Genomic DNA, 12,215 nt, shown 5'->3' on the forward strand with positions numbered 1-12,215 from the left:
TCGATGAGCCTGCACCAGTCCACCGTCGACGTCCTCACGGCGTGGGATGCGCCGGACCCGGCGCAGGATTCGCTGCGGTACGCGTATCTGGCGTTCCTGGCCGCGCGTGAGGACGCCTGTCTGCGCGAGTGCGTGCCCGGCCACATCACCGGCTCGGCGCTGGTGGTGGACCACCGCGGCGAGCAGGCACTGCTGACGCTGCACCCGCGGTTCGGGCGGTGGCTGCAACTCGGCGGGCATTGCGAACCCGAGGACGAGACGATCGTGGCCGCGGCGCTGCGCGAAGCGACCGAGGAGTCGGGCATCGAAGGGCTGGCGATCACGCCGGAACCGGCCGCGCTGCATGTACATCCGGTGACCTGCTCGCTGGGCGTGCCCACGCGTCACCTCGACGTGCAGTTCGTGGTGCATGCCCCCGAAGGCGCGGAGATCGTGCGCAGTGACGAGTCGCTCGACTTGAAGTGGTGGCCGCTCGACAAGCTGCCCGATGACTCCGATTTCGGCCTCACCCAACTCGCGGCGGCCGCCGCGCGCCTCGCGCGCCCCGCGAAACCGCCAACACGGTAGTCACGACGCCCGCTTGGCTACCGTGATGCCGTTCTCGCGAGACGCCCAGGCGTGCCGGACCCGCGCTCTGATCTCTTCAGGCCTGTCCTCCTTGATTACCTTGATGTACAGCCAGTCCCGAGCTTGGATCAGTCGGCGGCGCTTCTCATCGCGGACATATTGCGCGCGATCCTCTTGATGGTGGGCACCGTCGTACTCAACCGCGATTCGTGCCTGTTCCCAACCCATATCGAGATAGATGACGGGTTCGCCCCATTCGTTCACGAGGGGTATCTGCGTCCGAGGTCGCGGGAACTCTTGCATCAGAAGCAGTCGTAGCCAGGTTTCCCGGGGAGACTGCGCGCCGCCGTCCATCAGTTCCAAGGCCCGGCGCAGGTTCTTCATCCCCCGCGCACCGCTGTAGCGGTCGACCAGTGGGCGCATCATCTCCGGCGTCAAGGGCGTGGCGTTGGCGAGTGCATCCAGTTGCGCCACGGCCTGGCCCAGCGGCAGATGCCTACCCAGGTCGAGCGCAGCCCGCTGTACGGTGACGCAATTCAAGTCACCCTTCTGCTGGACCTCGTCCCAATCGATTCTCTCGTTGCGGGCAATAATTCCTGCGGGGCGTCGCCTGCAGCCGTAGATCAATTCGATCGGCGCCCCGTTGCTGATCCATCGCGCGCCGTGAAGTGCGGCCGCGGCCCTGCCGGTGACGATTCCGCGGCGGCCGGACCACAGAAACGCGCCGACGGCGCGGTCTGCCAGGGTCTCCGGCTGTGACCGCGGCACATATACGTCGGGATACAGCCTGCGATACGCATACCGCAACTGACCCGGGGTGACGAGGCCGCTTGCGACTGCTTCGGTGCCGAGAATGACGGTGCCCATGTGCCGACCCTGCGCCGTTGCGCCGACAGATCACCGCCGCGTCGCCAAGTTATCCACAGGCAGGGTTTCGCGAAACCGCCGCTACGGTAGTGCAAAGCCCACGCAAGCTACCGTGGTGGCGGTCTCGCGAGAAGGCGCCGGGCCTCAGATGTCCGTCGAAAAACGGATCCCGCCGTCCGGGATCGTGATGCCCGGCCACACACGCGCGCCACGCAGCAATTCGCAGCGGGCGCCGATGTCGGCGCCGTCGCCGATGACGCCGTCGCGGATCAACGCCCGCGGCCCGATACGCGCCCCGAACCCGATGATCGAGCGCTCGATCACCGCTCCCGCACCGATTTTCACGCCGTCGAAGATCACCGCGCCGTCGAGCCGCGCACCGCCGGCGACCTCGGCGCCGCGGCCGACGACGGTGCCGCCGATCAGCAGTGCGCCCGGGGCCACCGACGCCCCGTCGTGCACCAGCTTCTCGCCGCGCTGATGCGTCAGGGCCGGTGACGGCGCGATGCCGCGCACCAGGTCGGCCGATCCGCGGACGAAGTCCTCCGGCGTTCCCATGTCGCGCCAGTAGCTGGAGTCGACGTAGCCGCACACCTTCTTGCCCGCCGACAGCAGCCCCGGGAACACCTCACGTTCCACCGAAAGCGCACGCCCCTTGGGGATTTCGTCGATGATCGACCGCTTGAACACGTAGCAGCCGGCGTTGATCTGGTCGGTCGGCGGGTCTTGGGTCTTCTCCAGGAATGCCGTCACCACGCCGTCGGAATCGGTTGGCACGCAACCGAATGCGCGCGGATCACCGACACGCACCAGGTGCAGGGTGACATCGGCGTCGCGCTCGACGTGCGAATCCAGCAGCGCCCGAAGATCGCAACCGGACAGCACGTCGCCGTTGAACACCACCGCGTTGTCGTACCGCAGCTTCGACGCGACATTGGCGATGCCGCCGCCGGTGCCCAGCGCCTCTTCCTCGACGACGTATTCGATCTGCAGACCGAGCTTCGAGCCGTCACCGAACTCCGACTCGAACACCCCGGCCTTGTACGAGGTGCCGAGCACGACATGCTCGATGCCCGCCTCCGCGATCCGCGACAGCAGGTGTGTCAGGAACGGCAATCCGGCGGTCGGCAGCATCGGCTTCGGTGCCGACAGCGTCAACGGACGCAGCCGCGTGCCCATCCCCCCGACGAGAATGACCGCATCGACTTCAGCTGGATTCACCACCGCTGTCCCCTTCACCTAGAACGACGAGCCTGACGGCGGGAACTGCGAACCACCAGGCTCGCCCGCGCCCCAAGTGCCCCCCGGAATGCCCAGCGTAGCGGCGCCTGCCACCACTTCGGATATCGATCTGCCAAGAAAGTGTAGGTACTGACGTGGTGCGCGGCGAGGTTGCGTGCCGGGTCCCGGCCGGTGGCATGCCCCTTGGCGTGCAACACCTCCGCCGAGGGCACGTAGACGTTCTGCCAGCCCGCGGTTTCGAGGCGGTCGCCGAGGTCGACGTCCTCCATGTACATGAAGTAGCGCTCGTTGAATCCGCCGATCTGCCGGAACGCGTCGGTGCGCAGCAGCAGGCAGGAGCCGGACAGCCATCCGACGGTGCGTTCGCTGGGTTCGGCGCGGTCCTGCCGGTAGGCCGCGGTCCACGGATTCGACGGCCACACCGGCGAGACGACGGCGTGCATCCCGCCGCGGATGATCGACGGCTGGTGGCGCGCCGACGGGTAGACCGCGCCGTCGGGGTCGCGGATCAGCGGTCCGAGCGATCCGGCCTGCGGCCAGCGCTGTGCGGCGTCGAAGAGCAGGTCGATGCTGTGCGGTCCCCATTGCACGTCGGGGTTGGCGACGATGAAAAAGTCTGTGCGGTCGGCCAATCCGTACTCGGCGACGGCGCGGTTGACGGCGGTCCCGTAGCCGAGGTTGCCGCCGGTGCGGTACAGCTTCGCGTTGGGGTGGCGTTCGACGGCCTCTTCGGGGGCGCCGTCGGTGGAGCCGTTGTCGGCCATGATGACGGTCACCGGGCGGTCGGTCGCGTGGGCCAGGGTGGCCAGGAACCGATCCAGGTGCGAACCCGGCGAGTACGTCACCGTCACGACAAAAAGTTCGTCGCTCACGCAGCGCCTGCCCATCTCACGGCGTAGAGCCTAACTACCCGCGGTGTGTGGCCAGCGCCTCAGCCAGTGCTTCGCGCCACGGCCGCAGCGGCGTCAGGCCCGCAGCGGCCGATTTCGCCGAGAACAACGCGGAGTACGACGGGCGTGGCGCCGGGCGGGGATGGCGGTCGCTGCCGACCGGCCGCACCCGGCCGGGGTCGGCGCCGAGCTCGGCGAACACCGCCTGCGCCTGGTCGAAGCGGCTGGCGGGCCCGGCGTTGGCGGCGTGCAGGACCGGGCCGCGGACCCCGCCGTCGGCGATCTGCAGCAGCGCGGCGCACAGGTCGCCGACGTAGGTCGGTGAGCCGATCTGGTCGGCGACGACCTCGACCTCACCGGAGCCGGTGGCCGCGCGGCGCATCACCGCGGCGAAGTCCGAGCCGTCGCCGCCTTCGAAGACCCACGCGGTGCGCACGACGTAGGCCTCGGGCAGCGCGGCGAGCACCGCCTGCTCACCGGCGAGCTTGGTGCGGCCGTACACCGACAGCGGTCCGGTCTCGTCGTCGATTTCGTAGGGGCGGCCCGCGTTGCCGCTGAACACGTAGTCGGTGGACAGGTGGATCAGGGATGCGCCGGCCTGCGCGCAGGCGCGGGCGATGTTCTCGGCGCCGACGGTGTTGACGGCGTGCGCGCGCTCGGGTTCGGCTTCGGCGACGTCGACGTTGGTCAGGGCGGCGCAGTTGACGACGACGTCGCCGGCCGCGGTGTGACGTCGGGCGGCCGCCGCATCGGTGATGTCCCATTGCCCCGATGTGAGCGCCACCACGTCGCGTCCCTGGCTGCGGGCCTGACCTGCCAACACGCGTCCGACCAGGCCCGCTGCCCCGGAAATGACGATTCGGCCGCTCATATGACGAGTTTGGCACGCCGGTCCCGGCTGCTCGGATTGCGACCGGTCCGCAAGTAGCCTGGGCCAATGCCTGCTGCTCACGTGGTCCGCGCCGTCTCCGTGGCGTTGGCAGTGGCCATCGTCATCGGCACCGGGGTCGCCTGGGGCAAGATCCGCTCGTTCGAGGCCGGCATCAACCACATCAACCCGATCGCGCTCGGCGGTGAGGGTGAGGACGGCGCGATCGACATCCTGCTGGTCGGCTCGGACAGCCGCACCGATGCGCACGGCAATCCGTTGTCCGACGAGGAGCGTGCGATGCTGCGCGCCGGCGACGAGGTCGCCACCAACACCGACACGATCATCTTGATCCGCATCCCGAACAACGGGGAGTCGGCGACGGCCATCTCGATCCCCCGCGACTCCTACGTGGAGGCGCCGGGCATCGGGAAGATGAAGATCAACGGCGTGTACGGCTCGGTGCACTTCGAGGAGATGAAGAAGCTCGTCGAGCAGCAGGGCGTCGACCCGGCCGAGGCGGAGCCGGAGGCGCAGGCGGCCGGCCGCGAGGAGCTGATCAAGACCGTCGCGAATCTGACCGGCGTCACCGTCGACCACTACGCCGAGATCGGCCTGCTGGGCTTCGCATTGATCACCGATGCGCTCGGCGGCGTCGACGTCTGCCTCAACGAGCCGGTGTACGAACCCCTTTCGGGTGCCGACTTCCCCGCCGGCTGGCAGAAACTCAACGGCACGCAGGCGCTGAGCTTCGTGCGGCAGCGGCACGACCTGCCGCGCGGTGACCTGGACCGGGTGGCGCGTCAGCAGGCGGTGATGGCGTCGATGGCCCACGAGGTGATCTCGGGCAAGACGCTGTCGAGCCCGACGACGTTGAGCAACCTGGAGTCGGCGGTGCAGCGTTCGGTGGTGCTGTCCGAGGGCTGGGACATCATGGATTTCGTCAAGCAGCTGCAGAGTCTGGCGGCCGGCAACGTCGCGTTCGCGACCATCCCGATCCTCGAGGAAGCCGGGTGGAGCGACGACGGTATGCAGAGCGTGGTCCGGGTCGACCCGACAGAGGTCAAGGACTGGGTCACCAGCCTGCTCAACGATCAGGATCAGGGCAAGACCGAGGAGCTGACCTACAGCAACGACCAGACCACGGTCGAGGTGTTCAACGATTCGGACGTCAACGGCCTGGCCGCCGCGGTCGCCCATGTGGTGACCTCCAAGGGGTTCACGCAGGGCAATGTCGGCAACAACGAGGGCCCGAAGGTCACCAGCAGCCAGGTGCAGGCCGCCAAGGCCGACGATCCCGGGGCGCAGGCGGTCGCTCTGGAGCTGGGCGGGCTGCAGGTCGTCGAGGATTCGTCGGTGCCGCCCAACACCGTGCGGGTGGTGCTGGCCGCCGATTACACCGGCCCGGGCTCCGGGCTGGACGGATCGGATGTCACGTTGATGGGCGCCGGCCCGACGACGTCGGGCGCGGTGTCCGACACCGGGGGCACGGTGCCGCCGCCGGCGCCGATCATCACGGCCGGCTCCGACGATCCGAAGTGCGTCAACTGACGTGACGAACGTCAGCTCGGCGATCCTGGATCCGTTGATGGCCGCCAACCCGGCCGGCCCGCGCATCACCTACTACGACGACGCCACCGGTGAGCGCATCGAGTTGTCCACCGCGACGCTGGCCAACTGGGCGGCCAAGACCGGCAATCTGCTGCGTGACGAGCTCGGGGCGACGCCGGGCAGCCGGGTCGCGGTGCTGCTGCCCGCGCACTGGCAGACGGCGGCGGTGTTGTTCGGGATCTGGTGGATCGGTGCGGAGGTGGTGTTCTCCGGCGAGGCGGACATCGCGCTGTGCATCGCCGACCGGATCGACGACGCGGACGCCGCGGCCGGGATGGGCGAGATCGCGGTGCTGTCGCTGGATCCGTTCGGCAAGCCGGTGCCGGATCTGGCGGTGGGGCTGACGGATTACGCGACCGCGGTGCGGGTGCACGGCGATCAGATCGTGCCGGAGCGTGCGCCGGGGGCCGCGTTGGAGGGCAGGTCGGCCGACGACGTGCTGGCGGCGGCTCGGGAGTCGGCGGCCGCACAGCAGATCGCGAGCACCGACCGGGTGCTGTCGACGGCGCCGTGGGATTCGGCGGACGGCGTGATCGAACGACTGCTCGCGCTGTACGTCGTCGGCGCGTCCCTGGTTCAGGTGGCAAATCCGGATGCGTCCCTGATGGAGCGCCGGGCCGAGACGGAGAAGATCACGCGCACGACGCCGTGACTTTCGGGCTGAACCACTCCGATATTTCTGCTATCTCGTCTCGAGGTCACACGGATGCGCCGCAGGCCGTTGACCTGCAGATACCGAGACCTTTATCGCATGGCCGCTCGATGCCGCCTTTCGCTCAGTGGATATTTGCTGAAACGCATTCTGGATACACACAGGTAGCTGACATGTAATTCCAAGACCCGATGGGCAAGTCAATTGTATTACCCCTTGTACTGCGCAGATGCCGAGGTTTCCCGATGAACTTCGGGCAAATCAGCTTGCGATCGACACAAGATTGATTTACTCACGCATGTGAAAATAAGTAGCTGGGCAGCGACTGCCCTCGCAACCCCCGCAATCGCAACCGGCGTCTGCATGTGGACTGCCACGACGGCACAGGCAGCGCCTGACGACTCGAACGCCAGTGCCAGCACCCGGCAGGCAAGCAAGCCGGACGCCGCCGATTCCCGAAGGTCCTCGTCGACCTCCGGTGCAACCAAGTCGTCCGCCGACCGTGGCAGCGCGGGCGACAGTTCCAAGGGCTCCAAGAGCAGTAAAGGCGCCACAAAGGAATCCGACGCCGACGGCACGATCGCCAAAGACGGCGACGGCGACGGCGACGAAACGACCACCGTGGTGATTGATGACGAAGCCGAGGACGACGCCCCGGTTGCCCAGGACGCTGACGTCGAAGGTCCGGCCTCAGTTCCGGTCAGCACCAAGAACGCCGTCGCGACCAACCTCGTGACCGTCGACGCCGTCGCCGAAGCCGACGACGAGGTCCAGTCCGACACCGTCGATCTGGCCAAGGAGCAGATTATTCGGGCCCGTGACGATCTGAAGGAAGCAACCTGGGACAGCGGCAACTTCCTGGCCGGGTTGGCCGCGATGTTGCCCCAGATGTGGCTGGGCGGCGCCCACGCCTCGCTGGAGCGCTGGCAGCTCAATCACGCTCTGCTGCAGGAACAGTACGCCGCGACCGTGGGCAACTCGTTCGCCCACTGGATCGCCGGGCAACGTATCGAGGCAAGCATCCAGCGCACGATTCGGGTCCAGGATCAGCTCGAAGCCGCAGAGAAGTTCCTGCCCCTCGTCGGCCTGTTCGGACCGCGCGAAGAGATGACCGTCCTCGCGAAGTTGATCTCGCAGGCCGCCGACAACGGACTGGTCTACCAAATCCTCGATGTCTACCTGGAGGAGTACAACGGCGTGCGCCGGGTCAGCCCCATCTTCGCCATGTCCATCAACGGAGGTGAGTCAGTCAACGTCCTTCTCGACACAGGATCGTTCGGACTGGTCATCAACCCGCAGGTGATCGGGCTCAAGGATCTCGGCACCCCGATCGACCACGGCGAAAGCTGCTATGGCGATTGCTCGACGAAGTACGAATACGACGTCTACAACATTCCGGTTTCGGTCTACGAAGGGGTGGACAGCACTCCCACGCCTGTACTGGTGGTGACACTGGATACCTGGTTCGGGCTGTCGCAGTCGAACGGTAATTACGAGGGCATCCTCGGTATCGGGCCGAATGCGTACGGACCCGGTCGGACCACCCCGCTCTGGGCTCTTCCCGGACTCCTCAGCCAGGGCATCCTGATGGATTACCGGCGTAACCGGGCCATCCTTGGCCCCAATCCCTACGCCGCCCGGGTCACCCTCGACGGGTCTCCGCGAAATGATCTGTTCATCAAGGTCGGCGACAACGAGGGGCAGGTCATCGAAACCCTGCTCGACACAGGAGGACTGGTCGGCGTCATACCGAGCTCCCTGGTGGGCGGGGCCAGCAGCGTGCCCGACGGGACACTGATCTCGGTCTACACCGCCGACCGCGAAACACTGCTGTTCTCGTACCGAACCCGCGGAAACAACACGCCCGAAGTCAACGACGACTTTGAGTTCGTGCTGATGGGATCAGCGCCTTTCAGCCAGATGCCTATCTACACGGATTTCTACACCGGCGAGATGGCTCTCAATTACACCTGAGCCCTGAGGGCGCGGCGCCAAACCGGCGTCGCGCCCTCTTTATCCTTTCCCAGTCGCCGCCTCATCCTTGCGTGAGCACGGACGATTACGCGACCGCCGTGCAGGTGCGTGGCGACCAAATCATTCCGGCGCGCGCCGGGTCCCCGCGCTGGAGGGCCGGTCAGCGGACGACGTGATCGAACGACTGCTCGCGTTGTACGTCGTCGGCGCGTCCCTGGTTCAGGTGGCAAATCCGGATGCGTCCCTGATGGAGCGCCGGGCCGAGACGGAGAAGATCACGCGTTCCATACCGTGACCATTTCGTTTCCGTGGCCTAACGCTGATCTAAGGAAACGCCGCCACACTGGTACCGACGGGTAATCGCCGTTATGGCGAAACCTGAGGACTCCCCCATGGAGGCTCAGGGTGAGGAGGTCCCGATGTCGTCGACTGTTGTCGCCGTAGCCCTCGTTCTCTGTTCAGTCGCGCTGCACAGTCGTATTCGGCGTCACGCCGGATGGACGGCCAGCAGTCGGGGGCGCTTCCTTGTGTTCCTGGGTTATCCGATGGCGGCGCTGGCCGCGTACTGGTGGTACGCATCGTCGACGGCGTGGGAGTGGCCGCTCGCCGGCGGGTGGTCGGTGGCCTCGCTCGCGTGCGTCCTATCGGGCGTCGATGCGCTCAGGCGAATCACCGCCGAACATGCGGTGAAGGCGGTCGCGATGGAAACGATCACGCCCGCGGTGTCCCGATAGAACCTCCAGTCACCTCACAGGCACCACCGATCTCATCATCCCCAACCAAATGAAAACTGAGCCGTTCAGCGAACTTTTGATTTCGCAAGCAATGACACGCCACGTTTCGGCAATGTTGACGAAAGATTAATTCTGACCTTATCGTTTACCTGACCAAACCGCTTATCGACGGACACGGGCTCCGATTCTCGTCACGCCGACTGGAAGTTTGGCAAAGCAGAGTCTCCGGGATTCAGGCACCGGAGGCCTGTCGGCAGGGAGCGTCAATGGGGTCGTCCATCGGGGCACTTTCGATCGTCGTCACACTCGGTCTGTGGCACCTGCACATCCGACGGCACCCGGCATGGTCCGTCAGCACCGAGGGCAGGTTTCTCGTCTACGTCGGATACTCGTTCGTCGCGTTCAGCGCGTATTGGCTGGCGGTCGCGCCGTCGACCGCGGCGTGGGAGTGCGCTCTGGGTAGCGTCTCCGCACTGGTCGCGGTCGCGGCCTTGTTGTTCGGGCACGACCGGCTCGGCCATGTGATTCCCGCCGTCGCCGAGCAGATCCTCGATTCGGACGACTCTGCGCAACCCAGACCGTCGTTGTGACGGAGGACAGCAGCCGTTCGAACGAGAAGCGCACCACTAGTGTCGACGTGTGACCACCTCCGCACGCACCCCACTCGACGTCAACGAATTGCGTTCCGCCACCACGGGAACCGCGTGGCATCGCGTCGACGTCGTCGATGAGACGGGATCGACCAACGCCGACCTGATCGCGCGTGCCGCCGCCGGTGAGGACATCGTCGGGGCGGTGCTGTTCACCGAGCATCAGACCGCGGGCCGCGGCCGCCACGGTCGCAGCTGGTCGGCCCCGCCGCGGTCGCAGATCGCGGTGTCGGTCGGGGTCGACACCACGGGGGTGCCGGCCGAGGGTTGGGGCTGGGTGCCGCTGCTCACCGGTGTCGCGGTCGCGCATGTGATGCGCGAGTTCGTCGGGGTCGACGCCGGGTTGAAGTGGCCCAACGACGTGTTGGTCGGCACCGGCAAATTGGCCGGCATCCTCGCCGAGGTGTCCGGGTCGGCGATCGTGGTGGGTCTCGGACTCAACGTGAGCCTGACGGCCGACGAGCTGCCGGACCCGAACGCGGTGTCGTTGACCATGCTGGGCCACGACGTCGACCGCACCGAGCTGGCGACCGCGCTGTTGCAGGAACTCGGCTCCCGGCTCCGCCGGTGGCGCCTGGGCGCGGGCGCCGACGCCGCCCTGACCGAGGATTACCGCCGGCTGAGCACGACGATCGGCACCCGGGTGCGCGCGCTCCTGCCGGGTGATTCCGAAATCGTCGGTACCGCAACGGGTATCGACGAGGCCGGCCGTCTGCTGATCGACGCTGACGGGTCGACGGTCACCATCTCGGCCGGGGACATCACGCACCTGCGCCCCGCGCAGAGCTAGCGGGCGTACCTCACTTCAGCAGCGCGCGGCTCATCACCACACGCTGAATCTGGTTGGTGCCCTCGTAGATCTGGGTGATCTTGGCGTCGCGCATCATCCGCTCGACCGGGAAGTCGACGGTGTAGCCGGCCCCGCCGAACAGCTGCACGGCGTCGGTGGTGACCTCCATCGCGATGTCGGAGGCCAGGCACTTCGACGCCGCGGAGATGAAGCCGAGGTTGCCCTCGCCACGCTCGGCGCGGGCCGCGGCGTGGTAGACCATCAGGCGCGCGGCCTCGACCTTCATCGCCATGTCGGCGAGCATGAACTGCACAGCCTGGAAGTCGCTGATCGACTTGCCGAACTGCTTGCGGTCCTTGGTGTATTCGATCGCGGCGTCCAGTGCGCCCTGCGCGATGCCGACCGCCTGCGCCCCGATCGTCGGACGGGTGTGGTCCAGGGTGGCCAGCGCGGTCTTGAAGCCGGTGCCCGGCTCACCGATGATGCGGTCACCCGGGATGCGGCAGTTCTCGAAGTACAGCTCGGTGGTCGGTGAGCCCTTGATCCCGAGCTTGCGCTCCTTGGGTCCGATGGTGAAGCCCTCGTCGTCGATATGGACCATGAACGCTGAGATCCCGTTGGCGCCCTTGTCGGGATCGGTCACGGCCATCACGGTGTACCAGGACGACTTGCCGCCGTTGGTGATCCAGCACTTGGCGCCGTTGAGGATCCAGTCGTCGCCGTCGGCCTTGGCGCGGGTGCGCATGGCGGCGGCGTCGCTGCCCGCTTCGCGCTCGGACAGCGCGTAGGACGCCATCGCCTCACCGGAGGCGATGGACGGGAGCACTTTCTGCTTGAGCTCGTCGGAGCCGCGCAGGATCAGGCCCATCGTGCCGAGCTTGTTGACCGCAGGGATCAGCGACGCGGACGCGTCGACGCGCGCGACCTCCTCGATGACGATGCACGCGGCGACCGAGTCGGCGCCCTGGCCGTCGAACTCCTCGGGGACGTGCACCGCATGGAAGCCGTTGGAGACGAGCGCGTCCAGGGCTTCCTGCGGGAAGCGCGCGTTCTCGTCGACGTCGGCGGCGTGCGGGGCGATCTCTTTCTCGCACAATGCGCGGATCGCCGCGCGCAGTTCCTGATGCTCTTCCGGCAACTGGAAGAGATCAAACGACGGATTCCCGGCCCAACTAGCCATCATCATCTCCTTGCTACTCGTCGGTAACTTTAGCGCGGCACGGGCGAGAAGCGAATTCCGGGCGGGTCACTTCTCAGGGTGCGCTCAGTGCCGGAAACGGTTCGCTCTCAGCCTTCGTGGGTAGTTTCAGCAACATGCAGGTGTACATCGATGGCAAGGCCTTCCGCCGTACCGCGCATTGTGAATGTGG

General features: G+C 66.8%; 12 protein-coding genes and 1 pseudogene. 8 read left to right on the top strand and 5 right to left on the bottom strand.

All coding sequences use genetic code 11. The features are described 5' to 3' along the window. Window positions 1-3: 3 nt before the first annotated feature. Window positions 4-567 (top strand): NUDIX hydrolase, encoded by a 564-nt coding sequence (locus tag NTM_RS27980; protein WP_163769665.1) that lies wholly within the window; start codon window positions 4-6, stop codon window positions 565-567. On the opposite strand, the gene NTM_RS27985 is transcribed toward NTM_RS27980, so the two are convergent. From NTM_RS27985 to rfbD, 4 genes are all read right to left on the bottom strand, one after another. Next, entirely contained in the window at window positions 568-1,434 is an 867-nt protein-coding gene (locus NTM_RS27985; RefSeq protein WP_163769244.1) for a putative endonuclease domain-containing protein, read from the bottom strand. 144 nt (window positions 1,435-1,578) lie between these two features. Continuing rightward, entirely contained in the window at window positions 1,579-2,658 is a 1,080-nt protein-coding gene (gene manB / locus NTM_RS27990; protein WP_104863138.1) for a mannose-1-phosphate guanylyltransferase ManB, read from the bottom strand. Window positions 2,659-2,669: 11 nt separating this feature from the next. Next, a complete protein-coding gene (locus NTM_RS27995; protein WP_163769245.1) occupies window positions 2,670-3,548 on the bottom strand; it encodes a glycosyltransferase family 2 protein in 879 nt (292 codons plus the stop codon). Window positions 3,549-3,582: 34 nt separating this feature from the next. Continuing rightward, window positions 3,583-4,437 (bottom strand): dTDP-4-dehydrorhamnose reductase, encoded by an 855-nt coding sequence (rfbD, locus tag NTM_RS28000; RefSeq protein WP_163769246.1) that lies wholly within the window; start codon window positions 4,435-4,437, stop codon window positions 3,583-3,585. 66 nt (window positions 4,438-4,503) lie between these two features. On the opposite strand from rfbD, the gene NTM_RS28005 reads away from it, so the two are divergent. The 7 genes and pseudogenes from NTM_RS28005 (at window position 4,504) to NTM_RS28030 (ending at window position 10,845) form a co-directional block, all read left to right on the top strand. Continuing rightward, entirely contained in the window at window positions 4,504-5,985 is a 1,482-nt protein-coding gene (locus NTM_RS28005; protein ID WP_163769247.1) for an LCP family protein, read from the top strand. A gap of 1 nt (window position 5,986) precedes the next feature. After that, on the top strand, window positions 5,987-6,697 hold the full coding sequence (locus tag NTM_RS28010) for a TIGR03089 family protein (RefSeq protein ID WP_197746372.1): 711 nt from the start codon (window positions 5,987-5,989) through the stop codon (window positions 6,695-6,697). Between the two features lie 363 nt (window positions 6,698-7,060). Continuing rightward, entirely contained in the window at window positions 7,061-8,671 is a 1,611-nt protein-coding gene (locus NTM_RS28015; RefSeq protein WP_163769248.1) for a PecA family PE domain-processing aspartic protease, read from the top strand. Window positions 8,672-8,742: 71 nt separating this feature from the next. Further along, window positions 8,743-8,966: pseudogene (locus tag NTM_RS28950) on the top strand (TIGR03089 family protein); the annotation flags it as partial. Window positions 8,967-9,216: 250 nt separating this feature from the next. Continuing rightward, a complete protein-coding gene (locus NTM_RS28955; protein WP_232079867.1) occupies window positions 9,217-9,405 on the top strand; it encodes a hypothetical protein in 189 nt (62 codons plus the stop codon). 266 nt (window positions 9,406-9,671) lie between these two features. Then, window positions 9,672-9,995: a hypothetical protein gene (locus NTM_RS28025; protein ID WP_163769250.1), complete on the top strand. Its 324-nt coding sequence runs from the start codon at window positions 9,672-9,674 to the stop codon at window positions 9,993-9,995. Window positions 9,996-10,044: 49 nt separating this feature from the next. Further along, a complete protein-coding gene (locus NTM_RS28030) occupies window positions 10,045-10,845 on the top strand; it encodes a biotin--[acetyl-CoA-carboxylase] ligase (protein ID WP_163769251.1) in 801 nt (266 codons plus the stop codon). A 10-nt stretch (window positions 10,846-10,855) separates the two neighbouring features. Here the strand turns inward: NTM_RS28030 and NTM_RS28035 are convergent, their stop codons facing one another. Then, window positions 10,856-12,025, bottom strand: a complete 1,170-nt coding sequence (locus NTM_RS28035) for an acyl-CoA dehydrogenase (RefSeq protein ID WP_104863247.1) — start codon at window positions 12,023-12,025, stop codon at window positions 10,856-10,858. Between the last annotated feature and the right edge of the window lie 190 nt (window positions 12,026-12,215).

This window comes from Mycolicibacterium parafortuitum (genome assembly GCF_010725485.1).
Lineage (GTDB): Bacteria > Actinomycetota > Actinomycetes > Mycobacteriales > Mycobacteriaceae > Mycobacterium.

What these genes read in the sequence shown, in the direction of transcription:
- NTM_RS28015 (WP_163769248.1), top strand. Translation starts at nt 7,061, where the DNA reads ATGTGGACTGCCACGACGGCACAGGCAGCGCCTGACGACTCGAACGCC.
- NTM_RS27980 (WP_163769665.1), top strand. Translation starts at nt 4, where the DNA reads ATGAGCCTGCACCAGTCCACCGTCGACGTCCTCACGGCGTGGGATGCG.
- NTM_RS28005 (WP_163769247.1), top strand. Translation starts at nt 4,504, where the DNA reads ATGCCTGCTGCTCACGTGGTCCGCGCCGTCTCCGTGGCGTTGGCAGTG.
- rfbD (WP_163769246.1), bottom strand. Translation starts at nt 4,437, where the DNA reads ATGAGCGGCCGAATCGTCATTTCCGGGGCAGCGGGCCTGGTCGGACGC.
- NTM_RS27985 (WP_163769244.1), bottom strand. Translation starts at nt 1,434, where the DNA reads ATGGGCACCGTCATTCTCGGCACCGAAGCAGTCGCAAGCGGCCTCGTC.
- NTM_RS28025 (WP_163769250.1), top strand. Translation starts at nt 9,672, where the DNA reads ATGGGGTCGTCCATCGGGGCACTTTCGATCGTCGTCACACTCGGTCTG.
- NTM_RS28035 (WP_104863247.1), bottom strand. Translation starts at nt 12,025, where the DNA reads ATGGCTAGTTGGGCCGGGAATCCGTCGTTTGATCTCTTCCAGTTGCCG.
- NTM_RS28955 (WP_232079867.1), top strand. Translation starts at nt 9,217, where the DNA reads ATGGCGGCGCTGGCCGCGTACTGGTGGTACGCATCGTCGACGGCGTGG.